The following is a 22,798-nucleotide window of genomic DNA, read 5'->3' as shown; positions in this document are numbered from 1 at the left end:
ATCGTGATCGAGCGCTGGATCCGGTACTACAACGAAGAGCGACCACATCAGTCTCTGGGCTATGTGGCACCCCGAGCACACCTCGCATTAACTGGATGAGGTGTGCAGAAACCAGGGGGTCATTACAAACTGGTCCTGGCGCAACTTGCCCAGGCGAGTGGTGGCGTCCTTCATCACCTGGCCGCTGGTCGGCTCGAGGTCGCCCCCGAGGATCTTCATCAGGGTCGACTTGCCACAGCCGTTGGCCCCGATCAGACCGTAGCGGTGGCCCTGGCCGAATTTGACAGAAACGTTTTCAAACAGCGGCTTGGGGCCAAACTGCATGGTGATGTTGGCGGTAGAGAGCACGGCGGAGTATCTCGCGGGATGAACATGAATGAGAGACTTGGGCCGGCACGGCAAGGGGCTTCGACCAAAGTGGAGGGCGCATTGTACGCGTCTGACCCGGTGGCTAGCTACTCGAGAACCGGTCGGCACCGGCAGCTGCCGGCCGGCGGGGCAGGGAAGGCCTTTGAAACGCGGAGTGAATCTTGGCGGTACGTCGTGAGAGGGGAGGGGTGGCAGGCTCGGTTTAGCCTCGTGTGTTGGTGGGCGTGTGTAAACGGGTGAAGCGGTCTCGTGATACCGTCAAGTGCTTGTCCAGCTCCCGCTCGGCCAGGAAGGTGTTGCGCTTCAGGGCGTTGGCAATATCGTAGTGGCCGGCGTTGGATAGATCGAAGGTGCGGGTCATGTTGTTGCGAGCGAGGCGGATCTTGTCTGCTACCAGGCGATAGGAGTCAATGAGGTATTGATTGCCGGAAGATTCGATCAAGGTCATGTGGTATTGGTAGTCGAACGCTTCATAGCTCAGCCAGTCTTCTTTCGAGATGGCTTCATCCATCTGATGGCACAGGGTCAACAGACTGTCTGAGAGGGATAACACATCTCGAGACATGTGCAGGGCGCCAATCTCCATCATCTTTCGGTACGCCATGAGCTGTTCAAGCTCGGTCAGCGTGGGGTTCCAGATCCTGTTGCCGCTCTTGGGTGAAATGGTGATCAGCCCTTCATGCTGCAGGCGTTTCAACGCCTCGCCTACCGGGCTGCGTCCAATCCCGAGGCCCTCGGTCAATTCCTTGATCGAGATCTTCTGGTCCAGGGCATAGGTGCCTTTCAGGACGCGATCCTTGATGATGGTATATGCCTGCTGCGACATCGACTCGGCACCCTCGGCCATCCTTCTTCTCCTGTTCTTGCTCTTTAGACCGTATCCGTTCCGCCGTGACAACGGGCGAGGTGCCAATGACACCAAGCCCGTGTGTTTTACTGTCGATCGTGGACTTAGTCCAGTTCTGGCGATACTGCGCCGGTATTGACTGGTGCATCGATGCCAGTGGTGGTCGGCGTTAGATACTTCTTGCCATCGATATCTCGCACCGCCGTTTCGTTGAACAGATCCCGATTCAGCATCAGCATGAAGCTACGTCCGACGATGGCGATGACGAAGCACAGCGGGAACCCCGTCAGGATCGATATCGTCTGTAGTGGCGTCAAGCTTTCTGGATTGAGGAAGTAGAGCGCTGTGGAGACCAGCCCGACCAGCACCAGCCAGAAAGACGCGTTATAGCGTGACGCCTCCTGCTCGGGAAGCAGGGTCTTTTGCGTCGCCGAGGCTAGTGAATAGCCGACCGCACATTGACCGCTGACATAGGACAGCAGGGCTACCAGACCGAACACCACGATGAACAGTCCTGCGGCAGGCAGTTGCTCGAGCATGGCCTTCACCACCTCGCCGCGACCCGCCTCGTTCATCACCGCGATGAGGTCCAGTTGGCCGCTGGTCTGGAGGTGGATGCCGAATGCCGGAAAGACCATGTAGAACACCATGCAGCCCAGCGACCCGGCCACCAGGCCGGCGAAGACGATTCCCCGAATGGTCCTGCCACGCGATATCTTGGCGATGAAAAGTCCGTAAGGCAGGGCGTAGACGACCCACCAGGAGAAGTAGAAGATCGTCCAGGCTTGGGGAAAGCCGGTATTGCGAATAACGTCTGTGGCGAAGCTCATGTAGACGAAGTTCTGGAGCATCAGGCCCAGCCCGTCTACCGATTGGTTGAGCGTGAAAGACAGCGGGCCACACGCCAGGACGCCCACCAGCAAGGCAATATCCAGGCGGACGTTGAAATTGGACAGGCGAGCGACGCCTTTCTGCAGGCCGAGGATCAGCGCCATCATCGGAATGGCGGTCCACAGAAATATCACAAAGACGTCGAGTACCGGGTTGCCTGCCTGCATGCCAAATGCGTAGGCGAAGGTGCTCGAAATAAGCGGTGTGCCAAGGGCGATCGACGTCATGACGCCGCCGATGATGCCGAACATATACAGAAAGTTGATGGCGTGACCGACCAGGCCATCGGCCCAGCGCCCTAGCACCGGGCGAGTCAGTTCACTGAGTTTCAGGTTGCGTTGCTTGCGGACGTACATGGCATAGCCGATCGGTATCGCGCAGGCGATATACCAGGCCCATGCCGAGGGGCCCCAGTGAAACATGCCGAACGCGCTGGCCCAGCGTGCCGCCTCTGCACTACCGGGCTCGGCGCCGAAGGGAGGCGACTGCATGATCCAGATCCATTCGGCGGCGCTGAGGTACAGCAGGCTACCGCCGGTGCCCGAGGTGAAGATCATGCCCAGCCAGGTGAGGGTCGAGAATTCTGGACGAGTGTCGCGGTCTCCCAGAACCACCTTGCCGTAACGCGACATCGCCAGATACAGGCAGAAGCTGATCGCGCCGATGGTGGCCAGCAGGAAGAACCAGCCAAGTTCGTTGGTGGTGAAGGCGTGAATCTGATGGAGGAGGCTCCCACTCTGCTCGGGCCAGAGGGAAAAGACCAGAGCCAGTAGCAGGGTGAGGAGGAGTGCAGGCATGAACACCGCTGGATCGATGCCGGCGATTTCCTTTCTTATTTTCTGATAGCGCATGGGCGAAGCCTTTGCAGGTGAAAACAAAAACCCTGTCGAAGCAGGGGGCAGGCGTGTTGTGGTTATCTAAAATGCTAGTTTAGGGATTGTCTTTCAACTGCTGTGCGAGGGTGATGTCGTGTTAGAGCGAGAGATGTCACTGAGTGATCCCTTGAATTTCCATAAAAAACAAACATATGAAGGTTTGTTGTGTTTTGGTTAAAGGTTTTTCGCTACGACAAAAGTCTATGCTGCTGTGATGCGTATGACTATTTCGCGTCTTCACAACACCAAAACTAGAATGTTAGATTGTGGTCAGTCATCACCTTTCCTGGCTGGAGCAGCCCGCATGGTTTCAGAGGTCGACATCATCATCATTGGAGCAGGCTCCGCCGGCTGTGTACTGGCGGAAAGGCTGTCACAGGATTGCGATCGACAGGTGCTGGTGATCGAGGCAGGAGCACGCGGCAAGACGCCGACAATCTCGGTGCCGGCAGGGTTCGTCCATCACTTCAACAGTTCTCGCTACAACTACTGCTATCGCTCCGAACCTGAGCCCGAGCTGGGGCAGCAGCGGGTTTACCAGCCCCGGGGGAAGGGGGTTGGTGGCTCCGGTGCGATCAACGCCATGATCTACGTGCGTGGTGATCGGCGAGACTTCGATGACTGGGCTGCGGTCAGCTCTCCACGTTGGTCCTATGACGCTGTCCTGCCCTATTTTCGGCGCCTGGAGCGACACCATAGCGAGGACACACGGTATCACGGTCGTGATGGAAGCATTGGGGTCCTTTCCACCCGGGATAGTGCCCCCGAGCTTTGCCATGCCTTCTTCGCTGCCTGTGACGCGTCTGGACTGCCGAATAATCATGACTTCAACGGCGAGCGCCTGGATGGCTATGGCTTCTACGACATGAATGTTCGGGCCGGCCTGCGTTCATCGAGCGCTCGGGAATACCTGACCCCGGCGCTGAAGCGCTCGAATCTGTCGCTGATGACGCAGACCCAGGCGAGGCGACTGGTGTTCGAGGGGCGACGTGCCGTCGGTGTCGAGGTCGCGTGCGGTGGCGAACGACGCATGATCAAGGCCCGCCAGGAGGTAATCCTGTGTGCCGGAGCGGTGGATTCCCCGAAGTTGTTGCAGCTTTCTGGCGTTGGTGACGCCAAGGCGTTGGCGCGACTGGGCATCGACAGTGTCATCGACAACCCCAGAGTTGGGCAGAATCTGCAGGATCACTTGTGCGGCAGTCTGTTCTTCGAGAGTCGCGAGCCGACACTCAACGTGACGCTTGGCCGGCTGACGGGCAAGTTGCGGGCTGGCTGGGACTACGTGAGTCGCCGCCAAGGTCCGTTGGCCTTTGGCGTCAAGCACGCTGGCGCCTTTGTCCCCCTCGAGCGGACGAGGGTGTCGGGTCACGGGGAGCACTCGGTGCAAGAGAGTGGCGACGGTCACGCCAAGGCGCAGGTGTTCTTCAATCCCATCTCCTACGCCCTGCCGGAGGAGGCCGGGGGGCGCCTGGTGTTGCATCGGCACGCCGAGGTGTCGCTTTTCTACAATGTCTGCCGACCCTACAGTCGCGGCTCCGTGACGCTGAAGAGCGCTGACCCCGACGATGCGCCGGCGATTCACAATCGTTACCTGTCCGATGCTCGTGACAAGGCAGAACTGCTCGCGGCCTTTCGTCAGGTACGCAGTCTAGCCAGCGCGGGGCCGCTCAAGGACATCCTGGTCGATCACCGCGGATACGCCGATATGCACAGTGACGAGGCCATTCTCGACGACTTCCGGGCGTCGTGCGGGTCGATCTACCACCTCTGTGGAAGCTGCGCCATGGGTACCCGGCTCGAGAATTCGGTCGTCGACCCGTCACTCAAGGTTCACGGAGCCGAGGGCCTGAGGGTCGTCGACGCGTCCATCTTTCCCAACATTACCTCCGGCAATACCCAGGCCCCCACCCTGATGGTGGCCGAGGTGGCCGCCGACATCATTCGCCAGTCCTGGAACACTTAGATGAAAATCAAGAAGGTCGAATCTTTCTACAGCGAGGACGTTGGTATCGTCCGCGTCACCATGGCCGACGGCAGCCAGGGCGTGGGCCAGGTGTCCACCTACAACGCCGACATCAGTGTCGAGATCATGCATCGTCAGGTGGTTCCCTTGTTCGAGGGGCGCGACATCAACGGGATTGATGATATCGCTGACAGCGTGGCCCTGGTGCTGGAACGCCAGCACAAGTTTCTGGGCTCCTATCTCTATCGCGCGCTGTGCGGTGTCGAGACGGCGCTGTGGGACTGGCTCGGCAAGGCTCATGACAAGACGGTCTGCGAGCTACTCGGTGGTACGGTTCGACCGCTCAGGGTCTATGCCTCCAGCATGAAGCGCGACATTACCCCCGAGCAGGAAGCTGAACGCTTTCTACGCTTGCGTGATCGCCACGGCTATGACGCTTTCAAGTTTCGTGTGGGCGCCGAGTGCGGTCGTAACCAGGATGAATGGCCGGGGCGCACGGAGGCGATCATCCCGACCATTCGTCGAGCCATGGGGCCTGACGTCGACCTGCTGGCCGACGCCAACAGCTGCTTTCGCCCAGAGCGCGCCATCGAGGTAGGGCGTCTTCTGCAGGACAATGGCATCCAGCATTTCGAAGAACCCTGCCCCTATTGGGAAATGGAGTGGACTCGCCAGGTCACGGCCGCGCTGTCGCTGGACGTGACAGGGGGCGAGCAGGATCACTATCTGCCGGCCTGGCAGAAGATGATCGATGACCGCGTGGTCGACGTACTGCAGCCAGACATCTGCTACATGGGCGGCATCACACGCACCCTTCAGGTGGTGGAAATGGCCCGCAAGGCTGGGCGTGTCGTGACCCCTCACACCGCGAATCTCAGCCTGGTGACCATCTTCACCCTGCACCTTCAAGGGGCCATCGACAATGCTGGCCCTTATCTCGAGTTTTCCATCGAGGAAGACGACTACTATCCCTGGCAGTACGGCATCTATGACAACTTCCCGGTGGCCAAGGATGGCAAGGTTGCCATCCCCGACGAGCCAGGCTGGGGCATCCGCGTGCGCCAGGACTGGCTGGAATCCGCCCACTACCGAGCGAGCGAATTGACATGACAGCACTCAAGACTCTTTGCGAGAAAGCCGGCGTGATCGATCCGACGCCGCACCTTACGCCGCAGCACTTCATTGACGGGCGGTGGCATACGTCTACCTCGGGCGAGACTATCGAGGTTACCGATCCCGGCAGCGAGAGCACGATTGCGCACATCGCCAGGGGCACCCCGGAAGACGTCGAGGCTGCAGTAACCGGCAGCCAGCGTGCCTTCGAACACTGGCGCCGCCTTGCGCCTGCCGCGCGGGCCGAGCACCTCTTTCGTCTCGCCGACACGGTGCGCCGTAATAGCGAACTGCTCTCGGTCATCGAGTGTCTGGATTCGGGCAAACCCTACGCCGAGGCCGAAGCCGATATTCAAGGGGCAGCGTCACAGCTCGCCTACTATGCAGGGCTAGCCGACAAGATCGAGGGAAGCACCACCCCCCTGGGCGACGGGTTTGTCTCGATCAATCGTCGCGAGCCGGTGGGGGTGACCGCCCACGTCGCTCCGTGGAACTTTCCGCTGTTGACCGCCGTACGCGGGATCGCCCCGGCACTGGCGGCCGGCTGTACTGCGGTCGTCAAACCGTCCGAGCTGACGTCGCTGTCCACGCTGGTCATGGCGGCCTTGTTCAGCGAAGCCGGCCTGCCCGACGGTGTGGTCAATGTCGTGACCGGCTATGGTCACGATATTGGCGATGCCCTGACATCCCATCGTCTGGTTCAGCACGTGACCTTTACCGGTTCGGTTGCGACCGGGAAGCAGGTAATGAAGTCAGCTGCCGACAATGTTTCCAGCGTGCTGCTGGAGCTGGGCGGCAAGTCCCCTGCCGTGGTGCTGGCCGACGCCGATATCGACAAGGTCGCCGAGGACATGGTCTGGGCGATCTACTACAACGCAGGCCAGGTATGCACCGCCGGTTCACGCCTGGTGATCCACGAGTCCCAGCACGAAGCCTTCATGCAGGCCTTTCTGCCGCGAGTGGCGGAGCTGACATTGGGACATGGCCTCAAGGGACGAGACATCGGCGCCATCAACTCCGCCGGCCACCTGGCCAAGATTGCCTCCTTCGTCGACGACGCCAAGGCGCGCGGCTTGACCATCCGCTGTGGCGGAAATGTTACCCGTGACCCTGAGAGCGGCAAGGGGCTCTTCTTTGAGCCCACCGTGATTGATCGACTGGAGCGTGATGATCGACTGGTGCAGGAAGAGATCTTTGGTCCGGTCCTGGCGGTGCAGGTGGTCGCCAGCGATGAGGAAGCCCTCGCGATTGCCAATGGCACCGACTACGGCCTTGCCGCCTGTGTCTACAGCCGCGATGTCGCCAGGGCGCTTAGACTTGCCGCCGAGATCGATGCAGGTCAGGTCACCATCAACCAGTACTTTGCCGGCGGAATATACGCACCGGTCGGTGGCACCAAGCACTCAGGGTTTGGCCGAGAAAAGGGCCTTTTGGCACTCGACAATTACCTGAGGAACAAGAACGTGACGGTCAAGCTCTAGGGCTTGTCTGAAAAGTGCCTTCGCTCGTCGACTTTTCGGACAGCGCCTAGCGTCCCTGGACGGCTGAATGATACCGCGCCACCCGTGTGGTGGTGCGGTATCGAGCGCTGTTCACCCGTCTTCCCCATGCCAAACGCTCGGCCAGGTGGTACTTGGCCGAGCGCCCCTCTTGCCTGGCATCTTCCTGCCGGTTCCCTCACCATATCCCCTTCAGATCACCGCACCCTTCGCGGCGCGCTCGCCAACCGCCTGCCTTGCACTGGATGGCTGGTGCTATCTGCCGTTGTCTGCCGCTGTCTGTCACCCCAGGGGCATCCCTGCAAACTACCCGGCCCATCACATCTTCTGCCTATGAACCCCAACCCCGCTTCCATGAAGTCGCTGATCGCCTTTGAGGCCACGGCCCGGCTCGGCTCCATGACCGCCGCCGCGGAGGCCGAGCGAACCACCCAGCCGACCATCTCCCAGCGAATCCGGGGGCTGGAGGAATACCTGGGGTTGGTACTGTTCGACCGGCACGGCGGCCGGCTGAGCCTGACCGTCGAGGGCGAGCGCTTCTACCGCGAGATGGCGCCGAGTCTCACCACCCTCAGAGACACCTGTGATCGCTTCGTGCGCCACGGCCAGGGGCCAGCGCCAACGGTCGTCATCGCAGCCGATGCGGGTTTTACCCACCTGTGGCTGTTGCCTCGGCTACCGGCGCTCAAGCGGGCCTTTCCCGACTTCAGCTTTCACCTGATGCCGATCGACCGCTCGGACGATCCGCAGCTGCTGGCCGCCGACATCGCGATTCGTTTCGGGCCTTATCTGCCCCAGGAAGAAGGACGGCTAGTGGCCCGGGAGGCGGTCTTTCCGGTGTGCAGCCCTGACTACGCGCAGGCACATGGGCTATCCGGCCCCCTGTCGGCACAGGACCTGTCACGGCTCTCGCTGTTGCACCAGGACATCAGGAATCCGCGCTGGCTCGACTGGGCCCAGTGGTGCCGCCATGCGGGGCTCTCTCCACCCCCGGCGGAGGATATCTTCGCCTACCACAACTACGCGCTGTTGCTGAACGCGGCGCTGGCGCATCAGGGCGTGGCGCTGGGCTGGTCGAATCTGGTCGAGGAGTATCTGGTCACCGGCCAGCTCACTGCCCTGGGACCGCAGGTCACGCGGGAAGACTATGGCTACTGGCTGAGCGTCAAGCACCAGCGCAGCGCGGTCACGGAGCCGGTCAGGGACTGGCTGCTGGACGCGGTGCATCGTGGCGAGGGTGCCACCTCGGGAGACCCGGGGCGGTTGCGCTGAGGGGGCGCCAGATCGGGGTAGATAAGACGCACTGACGAAAAGCAGGGCATGCGTTGGGCGTGGATGCGTTCGCCATGGTGATGGCAAAGGTGCAGAGAGGAAGAGAGGTGACGAGGATCGAGAGGGACGGGGCACAGGACCCCGTGCCCGATGTGGGCACGGGGCGGCCTGTCAGCGCCGGCGCGGGCGCAGTCGGAAGCCTTGGCGATAGGGATCGCCGGGTTCGCGGAACAACGAGAGCAGCACGCCGAGGGTCATGACCAGGATGACCACGCTGACCGGCAGGGCGGCAGCGATCAGGGCGGTCTGCAGGGCGGAAAGCCCACCGACCACCAGCAGCACGGCGGCCACCAGGCCGATCACCACACCCCAGAAGACGCGGAACAGCTTGGGCGGATCGTCATCGCCCAGCGACAGGATGGTGGTCAGCACCAGGGTGCCGGAGTCGGATGAGGTTATGAACCAGCTCATCAGCAGGAACACCATCATGGCCGACAGCACCCAGCCGAAGACGCCGGAGCCGACGATCCCGTCCGCGGTGGCGAACAGCGCAGACGGCAGATCCCAGGCGCGCACCATCTCCATGATGCCGGCAGTGCCGGCGCCACCGGCGGCGTTCAGCTCCTGGTGGATGGCGTTACCGCCGAAGATGACCAGCCAGACAAAGGCCAGCAGCGTCGGTACCAGCAGCACACCGAGGACGAATTCGCGCAGGGTGCGGCCCTTGGAGATGCGCGCGATGAACAGCCCGACGAAGGGAGCCCAGGCGAGCCACCAGCCCCAGTAGAAGATGGTCCAGGCCTGCTGCCATTCGCTGGTACCGGATTGCTCGGCGTACCACAGGCCCATGGGAATGACCTCGGTGGCGTAGTCCGCCAGCGTTTCGCCGAAGGTCTGGATCAGCCACAGGGTCGGCCCGCCGAACAGGAAGATGCCGATCACGACTGCGGATACCCAGATGTTGAGCACCGAGATGATGCGGATGCCCTTCTGCACGCCGCTGACTACCGAGATGATCGACAGCGTCGAGATCACCGCGATCAGCACCAGTTGGGTCGGCAGGCCATCGTCGATGCCGAACAGCTTTTCCAGTCCCACGCCCATCTGGCTGACGCCGAGTCCCAGCGAGGTGGCCACACCAAACACGCAGCCCAGCACGCCGAAGATGTCGAACAGATGCCCGGCGGGCCCGAAGATGCGATCGCCGATAAAGGGGTAAAGCGCCGATCTTAACGCCAGCGGCAGGCCCTTGCGGTAGGCGAAGTAGGCCAGCGACATGCCGACGATGACGTAGATCGCCCAGCCGTGCAGCCCCCAATGGAAGACCGTCACCCGCAGCGCGTCGATGGCGCGCTCATGCCCGATGGCGGTGGCCCCGGCCATGTCTGCGTGGGGGTTGTTGGGGTAGCCGAAGGAGTCGGTATTATCGAGATAGAAGATCGGCTCGGCGACACCGAAGAACAGGATGCCGATACCGATGCCGGCGGAGAACAGCATCGAGAACCAGGCGAAGTTGCTGAACTCCGGTCGGCTGTCGTCGGTGCCCAGGCGGATGCTGCCGTAGCGACTGCAGACGATAAAGGCGCAGACCACCAGCAGGGCGACCACGGTCACCAGGTAGTAGCCGCTGAAGGTGCCCTCGATCCAGGCGCGTGCGGTGCCGAAGACCACGGCGGCGGTGTCGGAACTGAGACCGGTGAACAGTACGAAGAGCAGGATCAGCGCCCCTGACGTGATCGTCATGCCGCGGTGCATGCCCTGGAAGGGGCCGCGTTGTTCGAGTTCGGTCACCTTGTAGTCGGTGCCCATTACCGCGTGGGGATTGTCGTCGGGGGGAGACCCCGGGGAAGATGATTCTGGAGTAGCGATAGTCTGTGTCCTCTTGAGCCGGACCTCGGGCCGGCGATCCCGCTGCCGCTACCGTGAGCGGCCTTGTCGGCGCGGCGGCTCGGGGCGAGCCGCCGCGTCAGACCTGTGGCTCATGGCTCCAGCGGATGCTCCTCGCCGATCACCTCCGGATCGAAGGGCTGGCGAGCGAAGATGCGCCGCAGCATGGGCTCGAAGTGTTCCAGTGGTGGCGTCGGATAGTCCGGATCGAACGCCGCCTGATCGTAGCGTTCACAGAAGTTCACGCAACTCTGGTACCAGGGATGGTCCCGGTAGCGATCGCGTTCGTGCGGATCCTCTCCGAAGTGGTGCGCATAGTACACTTTTTGGAACAGTCCGTGGTGATGGATCACCCAGGTCACTTCGGCGCGCACATAGGGCCGGATGATGGCGGCGGCTAGCTGGGAGTGGTTGTAGGGCGCCAGGTCGTCACCGAGATCGTGCAGCAGCGCGGCCACGATCATGTCCTCGTCGGCACCGTCGGCTTCGGCCCGTGCCGCCGACTGCAGCGAGTGTTCCAGGCGCGTCACCTGGTAGCCGCTCAGGCTGTTCTCGAGTCGGCGCAGCGCGTCCAGCAGGCGGTCGACCAACCCCTGGTTGAAGTTATCTTCGAGTTGCTCGAGAAAGACGTATTCCTCCCGAGTCCCGTCCTTCATCTGGCGAAACGTGACCTTTTCCATTCAGGCGACCTCCTCGATGGACGCATGTTGCTTCAAGAGACTGGCGAAGCGCTCCCGCGGGCCGTCGGTATCCAGGTAGCAACCCTGCAGGTGGCGCTGTCCTTCGTTGCTGTCATAGCTGGTGCGGCCGTGTAGTACGCGACTGTTGTCGAACAGCATCAGTTCGCCGGCGCCGAGCGCGAAGCGTACCTCGTAGGTCGGGTCGGCAAACAGCTCGCCAAGGCGCTGGCGGGCGCGGTGGAACAGCCGTGTCTCGGCGTCGGAGAGCAGAGGCAGGCCATCCAGGCGCGGGCTGTAGTGAACGCCGGTGGGGCGACCGTCGTCATCGGTCTGGATCATGGTGCGCTGGGTCACCAGCTGGGTGCCGGCGTCGACGAAGCGAAAGCGTACCGGGGTATGTTTCAGTAGCTCGTAGCCCTCGGGGGTCTCCTGGCGTAGCCGCTCGAGAACCTTGAGGCTGTCGACCAGGGTGGACAGGCCGCCGCTGGTCTCGTTGACCAGACAGTGCAGCAGCTGGATACCCGGCACCGGGTTGCGGTAGGGGTTGTCGGTGTGGGGACCAAGCGCCACGCTGCGATAGGCTAGGTCATTGCCGCTGGGGCGTGAATAGACCTCGAAATAGCGACCGAAGTTGGTTTCCTTGACGTAGCCATAGTGGCTGCCGACCTGAAGGATGCGTTCCGGGTCGGTGGGTACCTTGTAAAGCACCAGATAGCCGTAGCGTAGATAGGCATCCAGTGACTCGCGAAAGACGTCGGGGTCGTCAAGCACCTGGGTCCAGTCAAAGCGCACCTTGTTCTGATCGAGCGAGGCGTCCCAGGGTTCGGCGGCCGGAAACAGCTCGCTCTCACCGAGTTCCTCGGCCAGGACGCGCAGGTCGTAGGTCTCGCGATGGCCGTCGCTGAAGGCCAGCGCCACCTGCTGCTCATCGACCTGGGTCGCCTGGGTCAGCGCCAGATTCGCGTCGATAGCATGGGAGTCGAACAGCCGTTGCTGGGTCATCGGCTCCAGTTGATCCGGCGCCTGGGTGCGTTCGCGCAGCCACAGCGGGCTGATTTCGCGGGACTGCTGGCCGTCGATGACAACGATGGCCGGGGGCTGTTCTTGGATGACGAACTCAGGGCGGGAGGTTGGCTTTCGCATCGCGGGTCTCCGGTGTCTGGCAAGCGTTCGGCGCGCATGCTGAGCCATCTCCCGGCGACGGAGTAGAGGCGCTGGCTTATCCTCCACCATGCATTTTCTTTATACCCGTGATGGCAAAGCGCCCGGCAGTACCGGACGCCTGAGGGAGACGCTGTAATACGCACAGATGGGTTCGTGGCCGTCAAGCTAACCTGGATTTGGCTCCAGGCGACAGCTCTCTACGGCCGCCAGTTGTCGCGAGTGTTATCCGGTGTCGAGGGGTGGCGTAAGCGGCTGTCGAGACCCGCAAGAATCACGTCGTTGCGAAATTCCGCGCGCACCAGATCGTCCTGTGTCAGACACAGTGTCTTGAGTTGGGCGGACGGCTTGGAAGAGGTGGTGAGGCTGCGAGCAGGGCGGGTGGAAGTGGTCATGTCTGTCTCCTGGTCCCCTTGTGAGTCGGCAAGCGCCGACCCAGGGGTTAGGAGTCGCACGCCGCTTTAGCTGCACTTGTATTCCGCCCGCAAGTTGGTGCTTAAATCGGCGGCGTTACGTTGTTCGGTAATAAAAAGTGTTCGGGCAACAAAAAACCCGCTCAGCAATAGCTAAAGCGGGCCTCTGGCGTCGCTTTAGCTGCATTTTTTAAAGCGCCCGCAAGCTGAGATTCAAATCGGCGCAGACCTCAACCTATCCCGCAGGTGACCGGCTGTCAATGAGGTCGTAGCAGCTTGCTTGAGCGTTCTCTCGTTCCCTTCTATATGGCGATGCCGCTCGCCGAAGGCGCGGAGCTATCGAATCATCAGTGCGTAGCTCGGCCCGGGGGGCGCAGGACCGGCAACAGGCGCCCGGTGTGAAGAAAAGGGGAGAAGGAGGGGCAAGAGAGCGGCTTGACCCACGCAGGGCCGTCATTTACGTTGCAGATACCAACTAAACTGCCTGAGACACGATGCCTCTCCAAAGCGATAGCGACAACCAAAGCGATAGCAACAACCCTCTCGACCTCCCGAGCGGTGAGAACCTCGATCGGGATGCTCGAGCGCTCTATGACGCACTCAATCAGCTGATTCGGGTCCACCAGTTTCGAGATCGCGATCGCATCTGCGGCTATGACCTCTCGGTGGCCCAGTGCTATGCCCTGGAGACCCTGGTCCATCAAGGGCCATTGCGCCTGCAGGGGCTGGCAAGCGAAATGTACCTGGACAAGAGCACGGCGAGTCGCGTGGTGGACGCCCTGGTACGCAAGGGACATGTCGACCGGGTTGCTGATCCAGTAGATCGACGTGCCGCACTGATTCGCCCCACGGTGCAGGGAGAAGCGCTGTACCAGACGATACGCGCCGACCTGATCGCTGAAGAGCGGGCGATGCTCGAAGGACTCACCCCGGATATGCGTCAGGCGGCGCTGACCCTGATACAGCAGTTGACCCAGTCCGCGCAACGGCGCTGTGGTCCGGGGCCTGGGACCCTGAGTGCTGTCGAGGACGAGACCTGAGTTTTTTTGCCCATATCGTTGGTACTAACAACTTATGTCGGGTTCGAGGCACTCCCGCCTAGATGCCACTCATTGAAGGAGCGATAGATGAATCAGACAAGCGGCAGGATCGCGATTATCGGAGGTGGCCCCATCGGGCTCGCCGCCTGCGCCCATGCGCTAGCGCATGGACTCGATCCGGTAGTCATCGAAGCGGGTACGGGCGTCGGTGAGCATCTGCGGCAGTGGGGGCATGTGCGAATGTTTACGCCCTGGGAATGCAATCTTGATCATGACGCTGCCGCACTGTTGAAGGCTTGGGGTTGGCAGCCACCAGGCGGCAATGCATGCCCGACCGGCCAGGAGCTTGTGGAGCACTATCTGGAGCCGCTGGCGAACTTGCCTGAGCTCCGAGACCGCGTACACCTGCAAAGTAGAGTTGTGGGCGTGAGTCGGTCCGGGATCGATGTGCTGAAGGACAAGGGGCGCTTCGAGGCGCCGTTCGTCCTGAGGATCGAAGCCCCCGATGGCGAGCGCGACCTTTTGGCCGATGCGGTCATCGACGCCTCCGGTACCTTCGGCCAGCCCAACTGGATGGGGGCCCACGGCATGCCAGCGCTAGGGGAAGCGCGATGGGCACAGCGAGTGACCTACGGTCTGCCGGCGGTGCTGAAGGAGGGGCGCGATCGCTACGCCAACCGTCGTGTGCTGGTGGTCGGCGCCGGGCATTCGGCCTTCAATCTACTCCGCGATCTGGCCGAGCTTGGCGAGGCAGCCCCGGATACCAGGGTGCTGTGGGCGATCCGTGGTGATTCACTGGCCAGGATGTTCTGCGGGTGTGCCGACGATCCTCTCGAGGAACGTGGTCGGCTCGGGCTGGAGGTTCAGCGCCTGGTGAGCGATGGCAGGATCGAGGCCTATCCCGGGGTCAGGATCGAGCGACTTGAGGAGGGGGCCGATGGTCTGCTCATCCACGGGGAAGGTCAGAGCCTGCCGCCGGTAGACGAGGTCATCGTCGCTACCGGCTTCCGGCCGGATCTGTCGCTGTTGTCCGAGCTTCGCCTCGAGCTGGATCCGGCCACCCAGAGTCCGGTTCGTCTGGCGCCGTTGATCGATCCCAACGTCCACAGCTGTGGCTCGGTACCCTCCCACGGCGCCGAGGAGCTCCGCCATCCGGAGCAGGGGCTGTATATCCTGGGCATCAAGAGCTACGGCCGTGCCCCCACCTTCCTGTTGAGGACCGGTTACGAACAGGTGCGCTCGGTGGTGGCAACGCTGGCGGAAAGAGCGGCACAGCGAGAGTAGGGCGGGGCATGCCGGATGGTGAACTGCTCCGGGGTATGGCTGTCACCGTGGGTGAGTGCCCAAGAAGATGGCAAGGAGCGCCAGCCTGCCATTTTTTTTGTCGGAGCAGCAATGAGTATGGATTTTTTCTGTATTTAGCGGGAGAGCAAAGGTTTTTTTGTTTTATTCGCGATAATGCATAAACTCATTTTTAACGAAAGGTCGCTGGCTTGACATGCGGCCTTTATAGCCACCATATTGAATTGGTTAATCGATAAATTCGTTAGACAATATGAGGCAATTATGAATAACAAGAAGCCATCCTGGGTCACCTATTTTGCTCTAGCAGCAGTGGGTCTTGCAGGAACGGGAATTTCCTCGACGGCATTGGCTCAAGACCCATATACGGTGGGTATTGAAGCCTCCTTTCCGCCTTGGGCATATGTAGAAAGTGGTGAGTTCAAAGGCATTGCCATCGATGCGATGAGTGCTATCGCTGAAGATCAAGGCTTTGAGATTGAATTTCAGGACATGCCGTTCCCTTCTCTGATTCCAGCGCTGGCGGCTCAAAAGATTGATATATTGGCGACTGGGCTGACTGTGACAGAGGAGCGGGCAGAGGCCATCGATTTCAGTATACCCTGGTGGGAAACCAACGATGTTGTGTTGGTTCCTGAAGACTCTGACGCCAATGTCTTTACGGCAGTCTGCTGTGGCGCTAGTGTCGGCGTTCAAGGTGGTTCGTCCCAGCAGGCATGGATGGAAGAGAACGTTATCAACAATAGCGATGTTGACGTTTCTCTCTCCAAGTACGACAGCTATGTGACCGCTGTCGATGACATGGCGATCGGCAGGATTTCATCGGTCATCGTGGACGATACGTCGGCTCAGGAATATATCAACTCTGGCCGACCGGTAAAGATGGCTGGCAAGATCTATATTCGTGCTCCTTTGGCGCTGGCTGTCACCAAGGATGATCCGCAGGAGGTCCTTGGAAAGTTGAACCAGGGTATCATGAATATTTATGACTCTGGTGAGTGGCAGGAAATCGTAAGCAGCTATATCCCCGGGGTTGTGGCGCCTGCCATTCCTGGCCATATGCCGGATTTCGTAGATACCTATGACAAGCCGGTGAGTGGACTTCCCGAGCTCGGAAACGAATAAATCTGGCGTTATATTGCTGTAGGCGCTTCCTCGACCGGAAGCGCCTTTTTTCATCGGGGCCGATGTCATGGATATCTATGATGTACTTATTAGAGACTTTCCCTTTCTTTTGAAAGGGCTGGGGGTCGCGATTGCCCTCTTGTTCTGTCTTTTGGTTATAGGTTTATTTCTTGGCCTAGCTATATGCTTGATACAGCTGTACGGGCCACGTTCTCGTTTTGTTCAGTGGCCGCTGATCGTCTACGAGCGAATTTTTCGTGGTATTCCAATCATTATAATGCTGTTCATTTTTTTCTATGGATTATCTGGGGTATACGATATCTCCGCTTTCGCTGCAGCAGTTTTGGCAATGGGGCTAAGGTCTGCTGCTTATCAATCTCAGATTTTTCGTAGTGCCTTCCAGTCTGTTCCTGAGGGCCAGATGCTGGCTGCAAGGGCGATGGGAATGTCTAGTTCCAAGGCGATTGCATATATCGTTTTACCTCAAGCCATACGACATGCAATAGGGCCTTGGACAAACGAGTTTTCATCTCAGATAAAGGAAACGTCGCTGGCGTACGTGATCGGTGTTGTCGAACTGACGCGTCAAGCTCACTATATAATTACCAGTACCCAAGGAAACGTCCTCATCGTATTTGCGGTAGTCGCCCTTCTCTATTTTATTCTAAATAGAGCCGGGAATAGTGCCCTTTATGCTTTTGAAAGGAAATTGTCGGTTCCGGGGTTCGAAAAATAAGATGAGAGATAATGTTATGGACAGCGATCTGGTTCTCGATGTAAAAGGTGTGAAGAAAAGCTATGGCGGTGTAGAGGTCCTGAAAGGTATCAGCTTTTCTCTTCATCGGGGTGAAACAAAAGTTCTTATTGGTCCATCCGGATCAGGAAAAAGTACGCTTTTGCGAAGTATCAACCATCTCACTAACCCCGACGATGGCAAGGTCTACCTCAAGGGAGAAGAAGTCACCGACAGTAATATCGACAAGATGCGGGCGCGGATCGGCTTTGTTTTCCAGGATTTTAACCTGTTCTCCCATCTCACCGTCTTGGACAACGTACGAATTTGCCAAATCAGGGTAAATGGAGTCGAGCGAAATAAGGCGACTCGTCGCGCCTACGAGGAGTTGGAGCGAGTGGGGTTGTCGGACAGGGCAGATGCTTATCCGGCAGAACTCTCGGGTGGTCAGCAGCAGCGTGTGTCTATTGCAAGGGCGCTGGCGATGGACCCTGACGTGCTGCTGTTTGATGAACCTACATCAGCGTTGGACCCGGAGTTGACGGGGGAAGTGGTCAAAGTCATGCAGCAACTCGCCAGTGACGGGATGACGATGGTCGTGGTAACTCACGAGATGAGTTTTGCACGTCAGGCTGCCGACGAGATCATCTTTATGGAGAAGGGCTATATCGTTGAGCAGGGTGACCCGCAGACCCTGTTCACAGGCGCAGAGAATGAGCGCACCAGGGCTTTCCTCAACGTCATCGCAGAGCATGGGTGAGCGCTATGATGGATTTTTTGAGCTTTGGCCTTGAGTGGCTGCCGCAACTCCTCACAGGGGTTCCGATCACCCTCGCCCTCTGGGCGATTGCGATCACGCTCGGTTTCTTTCTCGGGCTTGCGCTGTGTTGGGCGCGTGTCTACGGCGGGCGAGTCTGGTACTGGATCAGTACCGCATATATAGAGCTTTTTCGCGGGACGCCGATGCTGGTCCAGATGTTCTTTATTTATCTGGGTCTCCCCCACGTAGGCATTGTCTTTGATGCTTTCACCTCCGCGGTGATCGCCATCACCTTGAACAGTGCCGCCTACCAGGCTGAGTACTTTCGTGGTTCGATCCTGTCGGTGCCTTCAGGGCAATTGACCGCCGCAAGGGCGTGCGGGATGATCAAATGGCAGGCTATCCGACACGTCATGTTGCCGCAGGCGTTACGGCGGGTGATACCTCAGTGGTCCAACGAAGCGATCATCGAGCTCAAGTTCACTTCCATTGCCTATACCATAGGCGTGGTTGAGATTACTGCAATTGCTCAGGATATCGGCTCGCGAACATTGGACTTTTTCCACGTGTTTCTTTGGGCGGGGATCATCTATCTTGTGCTGACGTCCAGTGTGGCAAGCCTGCTTGGCTGGGTCGAGCGGAAGACCTGGGTGCCTGGGGTGACCACTCAGTGAGCCCGAGAGGCGTCTGGAGCCTCGCAGTGGACCAGTAGTGAGCTACCGAAGTCGCTACATCAAGCGCCCCCGGTGAGCAAGTGGTTGCTCATCGGGGGCGCGTCTGTTCTGGCGACGTCGCCTCAGGCGGTGGCGAGGGGCGCCGGGCGTTCCAGGGTCAGCAGGGTGTCGTGGTCGCGCAGTCGATAGAGGGTGTAGCAGGCGGCCAGCATCGGCAGGGCGGCGAAGAACAGCATATGGCCGAAGGGATCGGTCACCATCGCCGGGATGGTCACCAGCGTCGAGACGCCGTGTACCAGCAGCACGCCACCATAGCTTATGCGCTTGAAGCTGCCGCTGACGAAGGCCAGGATCAGCACCAGTTCGAGCACACCTAGCGCCACCACGACGGCGGTGCCGACGCCGGCGATGCCGAAGTACTTGTCCATGATCCCGCTACCCTGGCTTGGGTTGATGAACTTGCTCAGGGTCCAGACCAGCAGTACCAGAAAGATGCCGATACGCATCGCCAGCAGCCCGCCCTTGAGGCCCGCCATCTCGTTTCCTTCAGTGTGCATCTGAGCTTCCTTGGTCGTCTTCTAGGGGGTGGCGCTCGATGGGCGAGCGCCGTGGGAGGCTGTGTCGCATCTGAAAGCGGGACCTTACAACCAGAAGAAAACTTTTCGTGCAGGAGCAGCGAAGGGGCCAGGCCATGTGCCGAGCCACCGAAAACGGAGGGTCTCAGCCGGCGACGCCCCTGGTAGCTGCTCGGACGGGGCTTACTCGGATGGGGCTTACTCGGGCGGAGCTAGCCCGGACGGGGACTACTCGCGGGGGGCTACTTTGACCGGGCCTGCTCGGACGGGGCCTGTGGCGCGGCGCAGCCTTTGAGGTGGTCGACGAACTGGCGCACCTTGGCGAGCTCTCCCAGGTGCTCGGGATAGACCAGGTAGTAGGCGTTGGGACCGCGCAACAGGGTGGGCCAGGCGGGGACTAGGGCGCCGGCTTCCAGTTCATGGTCGATCATGAAGCGTGGAATCAGGGCAAGGCCGCCGCCGGCCATGACCGTGCGAATCAGCGTCTGAAAGGTCTCGAAGCGGATGCCGTGGTAGCTGCGATCGGTGCGAATGCCCTGTTCGTCGAACCAGCGGTGCCACGCGTCGGGGCGGGTCGACAGGTGCAGCAGCCGGCAGTTGGCCAGATCGGCGGGGCTGTCGATGCGCTGGCGCGCCAGATAGCCGGGTGCGCCGACCGCCATGACTTCTTCCTCGAACAGCTTGTGACACTCGAGGTTGGGCCAGCTGCCGTGGCCGTGGAAGATCGCTACGTCGATGCCTTCGTTTTCCAGATCGAAGGTCTCCACGCGGTCGGACAGGTGCAGGGTGATACCGGGGTGAGCCTCGAAGAAGGCCGGTAGCTGCAACGACAGCCAGCGCGTGCCGAAGGTGGGAAGCGTGGCCACCTTGAGCACGTCACCGTGGCCGCTGTAGGTCATGATGGCGTTGGCCGACATCTCGAGGTGGGCCAGGATCTTGCGCACCTCGGTCAGGTACAGCGAGCCTTCCGGCGTCAGCACCAGGGTGCGCCTGAGTCGACGGAAGAGCTTGTGCTGCAGGTAGTCCTCGAGCTGGGCCACCTGCTTGCTGATGGCGCTCTGGGTGATGCTCAGCTCATCCGCCGCCCGGGTGAAACTCAGGTGCCGGGCGGCGGCTTCGAAACACTGAAGCGTGGTGGTCGAGGGGAGATGACGGGCCTTCATCGAACGCTGGCTCCAGCGTAAAAAACGCCATTCTACCGCAGTCGAGGCACTACCGTTGAGGCCGATACCGGCTGCAGATATACGCCAGCAATGGCCGGCCAGATGTTTTTCAGGCCATTGCCAGGGCACCGTTCGGGCACATCTACGCAGCGATCGACACTGGTTCCGGCATGGTGGTCCGGTAAAACTCATCGTCTTGATAGCTCGTAAAATACAAGATGGATGGGAGGAATCTTCTTTCCATATCGCTTCTTTTTTCGACGCTTTATCGCAGCTGCTTTGCCTGAAAAGTCGGTGAAGCAATGATGGGGTCGGAAAGCGTAGAAACTGGGCTAGGCTGTTGTCTTTTCTTGTGCTGAAGTTCACAGGTGAGGATGTTCTATGCCACTTTTTACGATCTCCGGGCTTGACTCGTCGGCCTCTGCCGAGCTCGCCGTCACCTCGCATGCGCTGGCGACCTACTCGCAGACAGACCGTGCGCTCGGGCTTCCCCTCGGGCAGATGCTGGTGACCCTGGACAACATCGCAGGACCGGGGACCTTTTCAGCCAATCAGGTCACCAGTGGCCTACCGGGAGGCTGGCGAGAAGTCTCGGCCAGCGAACTGGGGTTGCCATCCTCTCTGGTGGACGTCGATGGCTACATCACGCTTCAGAGCCCCTTGCTCGGCAATGTCTCCCGTGGCCCCCAGCTCAAGGTCCTGGCCGAGCAGGACGCCCTGGGCAACATCAGCCGCGTCAGCGTGTCCTATGCCGGTACCAATGCCCCGGTAGATATCGTCGACTACTCCTTTCTGAATTCCGGTAAGGAGATCGCGAAGACCATGGCACCCGTGCTGTCCGGGGTGGCGTCGTTCATGGACCAGCATGGGCTTGAGGGTGATGACGCCATCATTACCGGCTACAGCCTGGGTGGAGCGCTGGCCAATATTCAGGCGCGCTTCTCGGATCAGTTGGCGGGTGGGTTCTTCGCTGACAGTCACTATCTTGGCCATGCGTCACCGCTGATCTTCGAAGCCGACAACGTGCTCAATATCGGTTTCGAGAACGACGTCATCCATCGTTTCGTCGGTGACCACGAGGATCTGAAGTCGGCGCTCGAGGGCTTCGATGGCTTTCTGGAAAACAACGATGAGAACTACTCAAGCTCCGTGGACAATCTGGTGCTGTTCGATGCTGTCTACAGCAAGTCACCCTGGCTGTTAGCCAGCGACAGCGGGCTGAACCCTTTCGCCTGGGGCGCGCATCTCGGTGGCATCACATCGGACGCGGTCGCGCGCATTGTCTCCTCATCGTTTTATGAGCTGATGAGTCAGGACAGCGTAGTGGTGGTGTCCTCGCTTGGTGCCGCTGGGCGCGCGATACACTGGGTGGGCGATATCGACTCGCCGACATCCAATCACGCTGGCGCGCCGGCCTTTATTGTCGGCAGTGTCTTTGACGACCTGCTGCGTGACGGCGCGTCCGATGATTACATCGAAGGCTTTGCTGGAGACGACCAGATCCGGGTCTCGACCGGCACCAACCAGGTCGAAGGGGGGCAGGGCACCGACACCCTGTTATTCGAGGGAGAGGCGGACGACTACGAGGTCTACCGGCTGGATGATGGACGGATTGGCGTGTCCGGCCATGATTCCCTGACCCTGGCGGGCGGCATCGAGCGCATCGAGTTCGAGTACGGCGGCGGCTTTCGCGGTGCCGGTCCCGGCCTGCGCTACGTTATCGAAGACGATCGTCTGGAAGACGAGTTTCGATTCGATTGGTTCGATCGCGATATTGCCTTCGTCGATGCACCTCAGGACGGCCAAGGCGGCGAGTGGTCGAGGGAAGAGGTCGCGCTTGCCGATGCCGGCGATAGCGTCTCCTCGGCCGGGGCCCGTGATGACGCCCTTCACCTTGGTGACCTGTTCGATGACGAGGCTTCCTTCAGCGCTGAATCTTCTCGTGCCTCGGGCGAAGGCATCTTCGGTTGGCATGGTGGCGCCATGGCGCTGGCCGGACTCGAGGCTGCCGCCTCCTTTGTCGGATCGGCAGTGAGTGGGTATGTGGAACTGCCGGAGGCATGGCAGGCGATTTAAGATCTGCAACAGGGCGCGGCTGGGGCCTGAAAGCGATTCCTCAGACCGTCCGCGTCCGTTTTCAGGCCATGAAGACACATCGGCCTGCTCGACAGCCCCCACGGCAAGCCCCTTGCGGTAGTTGTCCGCCCCCTGCACCCCGATGGCCAGGCAACGGCGCTCGAACACCATCCCCAACCCGTGCACGCCCAATACCGCCCGGTCCCCCGGGCGTCGTTGTTTGTGGCTTCAACTTTAGATGCAACGCCAGGACATGTTCACCAGCGGAAGATGCCGTCGTGATATCGATCGGCTGGGCACACCATCGTGATGATGGCGCGCCTCGGGCGGTGAGTACCGTATCGGGTTCTCACTTAGCGGGTTTTGATATTTTCAAAACT

The 22,798-nt window shown here is 60.3% G+C and carries 20 protein-coding genes and 1 pseudogene; 12 read left to right on the top strand and 9 right to left on the bottom strand.

Translation table 11 applies throughout. The features are described from left to right. Positions 1 to 3 precede the first annotated feature (3 nt). On the top strand, positions 4 to 99 hold the full coding sequence (locus tag NH448_RS23705) for an integrase core domain-containing protein (RefSeq protein ID WP_366077885.1): 96 nt from the start codon (positions 4 to 6) through the stop codon (positions 97 to 99). A 27-nt stretch (positions 100 to 126) separates the two neighbouring features. Here the strand turns inward: NH448_RS23705 and NH448_RS17070 are convergent. The 3 genes and pseudogenes from NH448_RS17070 to NH448_RS17060 form a co-directional block, all read right to left on the bottom strand. Next, a pseudogene (locus NH448_RS17070) lies at positions 127 to 348 on the bottom strand (ATP-binding cassette domain-containing protein); the annotation flags it as partial. A gap of 223 nt (positions 349 to 571) precedes the next feature. Further along, the gene (locus NH448_RS17065) at positions 572 to 1,216 is read right to left on the bottom strand and encodes a GntR family transcriptional regulator (RefSeq protein ID WP_253029106.1); all 645 of its coding nucleotides are present in this window, start codon (positions 1,214 to 1,216) and stop codon (positions 572 to 574) included. Between the two features lie 104 nt (positions 1,217 to 1,320). Continuing rightward, on the bottom strand, positions 1,321 to 2,958 hold the full coding sequence (locus tag NH448_RS17060; RefSeq protein ID WP_124802346.1) for a BCCT family transporter: 1,638 nt from the start codon (positions 2,956 to 2,958) through the stop codon (positions 1,321 to 1,323). 328 nt (positions 2,959 to 3,286) lie between these two features. On the opposite strand from NH448_RS17060, the gene NH448_RS17055 reads away from it, so the two are divergent. The 4 genes from NH448_RS17055 (at position 3,287) to NH448_RS17040 (ending at position 8,829) form a co-directional block, all read left to right on the top strand. Next, on the top strand, positions 3,287 to 4,945 hold the full coding sequence (locus NH448_RS17055) for an FAD-dependent oxidoreductase (protein ID WP_253029105.1): 1,659 nt from the start codon (positions 3,287 to 3,289) through the stop codon (positions 4,943 to 4,945). After that, positions 4,946 to 6,055: a mandelate racemase/muconate lactonizing enzyme family protein gene (locus tag NH448_RS17050; protein ID WP_213228398.1), complete on the top strand. Its 1,110-nt coding sequence runs from the start codon at positions 4,946 to 4,948 to the stop codon at positions 6,053 to 6,055. Next, complete coding sequence (locus NH448_RS17045; protein WP_253029104.1) at positions 6,052 to 7,539, top strand: aldehyde dehydrogenase family protein; 1,488 nt, start codon at positions 6,052 to 6,054, stop codon at positions 7,537 to 7,539. Before NH448_RS17050 ends, NH448_RS17045 begins: the two co-directional genes overlap by 4 nt. A 351-nt stretch (positions 7,540 to 7,890) precedes the next feature. After that, a complete protein-coding gene (locus tag NH448_RS17040; RefSeq protein WP_253029103.1) occupies positions 7,891 to 8,829 on the top strand; it encodes a LysR substrate-binding domain-containing protein in 939 nt (312 codons plus the stop codon). A gap of 171 nt (positions 8,830 to 9,000) precedes the next feature. Here NH448_RS17040 and NH448_RS17035 read toward each other — a convergent pair whose 3' ends face one another. The 4 genes from NH448_RS17035 to NH448_RS17020 form a co-directional block, all read right to left on the bottom strand. After that, entirely contained in the window at positions 9,001 to 10,638 is a 1,638-nt protein-coding gene (locus NH448_RS17035) for a BCCT family transporter (protein WP_181248556.1), read from the bottom strand. 170 nt (positions 10,639 to 10,808) lie between these two features. Further along, positions 10,809 to 11,396 (bottom strand): HD domain-containing protein, encoded by a 588-nt coding sequence (locus tag NH448_RS17030; protein WP_108131673.1) that lies wholly within the window; start codon positions 11,394 to 11,396, stop codon positions 10,809 to 10,811. After that, complete coding sequence (locus tag NH448_RS17025; protein WP_253029102.1) at positions 11,397 to 12,539, bottom strand: TauD/TfdA family dioxygenase; 1,143 nt, start codon at positions 12,537 to 12,539, stop codon at positions 11,397 to 11,399. Between the two features lie 218 nt (positions 12,540 to 12,757). Beyond that, entirely contained in the window at positions 12,758 to 12,952 is a 195-nt protein-coding gene (locus NH448_RS17020) for a hypothetical protein (protein ID WP_253029101.1), read from the bottom strand. A 512-nt stretch (positions 12,953 to 13,464) separates the two neighbouring features. Between NH448_RS17020 and NH448_RS17015 the strand changes: the two genes are divergently transcribed. The 6 genes from NH448_RS17015 to NH448_RS16990 all read left to right on the top strand — a co-directional run bounded on the left by NH448_RS17015 (position 13,465) and on the right by NH448_RS16990 (position 18,604). Next, on the top strand, positions 13,465 to 14,010 hold the full coding sequence (locus NH448_RS17015) for a MarR family transcriptional regulator (RefSeq protein ID WP_253029100.1): 546 nt from the start codon (positions 13,465 to 13,467) through the stop codon (positions 14,008 to 14,010). Between the two features lie 87 nt (positions 14,011 to 14,097). Beyond that, positions 14,098 to 15,294, top strand: coding sequence for an NAD(P)-binding domain-containing protein (locus NH448_RS17010; protein WP_253029099.1), 1,197 nt, complete (start codon positions 14,098 to 14,100; stop codon positions 15,292 to 15,294). A gap of 282 nt (positions 15,295 to 15,576) precedes the next feature. Beyond that, on the top strand, positions 15,577 to 16,437 hold the full coding sequence (locus NH448_RS17005; protein ID WP_083970166.1) for a transporter substrate-binding domain-containing protein: 861 nt from the start codon (positions 15,577 to 15,579) through the stop codon (positions 16,435 to 16,437). A 67-nt stretch (positions 16,438 to 16,504) separates the two neighbouring features. After that, positions 16,505 to 17,173 (top strand): amino acid ABC transporter permease, encoded by a 669-nt coding sequence (locus NH448_RS17000; protein WP_045990953.1) that lies wholly within the window; start codon positions 16,505 to 16,507, stop codon positions 17,171 to 17,173. A gap of 16 nt (positions 17,174 to 17,189) precedes the next feature. Then, on the top strand, positions 17,190 to 17,930 hold the full coding sequence (locus NH448_RS16995) for an amino acid ABC transporter ATP-binding protein (protein WP_157032932.1): 741 nt from the start codon (positions 17,190 to 17,192) through the stop codon (positions 17,928 to 17,930). 5 nt (positions 17,931 to 17,935) lie between these two features. After that, positions 17,936 to 18,604, top strand: a complete 669-nt coding sequence (locus NH448_RS16990) for an amino acid ABC transporter permease (RefSeq protein WP_253029098.1) — start codon at positions 17,936 to 17,938, stop codon at positions 18,602 to 18,604. A gap of 122 nt (positions 18,605 to 18,726) precedes the next feature. Here NH448_RS16990 and NH448_RS16985 read toward each other — a convergent pair whose 3' ends face one another. Continuing rightward, positions 18,727 to 19,161 carry a hypothetical protein gene (locus NH448_RS16985; RefSeq protein WP_045990950.1) on the bottom strand — a complete coding sequence of 145 codons (435 nt, stop codon included), beginning with the start codon at positions 19,159 to 19,161 and terminating at the stop codon, positions 18,727 to 18,729. A gap of 260 nt (positions 19,162 to 19,421) precedes the next feature. Further along, positions 19,422 to 20,342 carry a LysR substrate-binding domain-containing protein gene (locus tag NH448_RS16980; protein WP_045990949.1) on the bottom strand — a complete coding sequence of 307 codons (921 nt, stop codon included), beginning with the start codon at positions 20,340 to 20,342 and terminating at the stop codon, positions 19,422 to 19,424. Between the two features lie 381 nt (positions 20,343 to 20,723). Here NH448_RS16980 and NH448_RS16975 point away from each other — a divergent pair, with 381 nt between their 5' ends. Continuing rightward, a complete protein-coding gene (locus NH448_RS16975; protein ID WP_253029097.1) occupies positions 20,724 to 22,418 on the top strand; it encodes a hypothetical protein in 1,695 nt (564 codons plus the stop codon). Positions 22,419 to 22,798: the final 380 nt, after the last annotated feature.

It is taken from the genome of Halomonas sp. OfavH-34-E, from assembly GCF_024124525.1.
Taxonomy (GTDB): domain Bacteria; phylum Pseudomonadota; class Gammaproteobacteria; order Pseudomonadales; family Halomonadaceae; genus Halomonas; species Halomonas litopenaei.
This window is presented reverse-complemented; position numbering and strand designations above follow the sequence as displayed.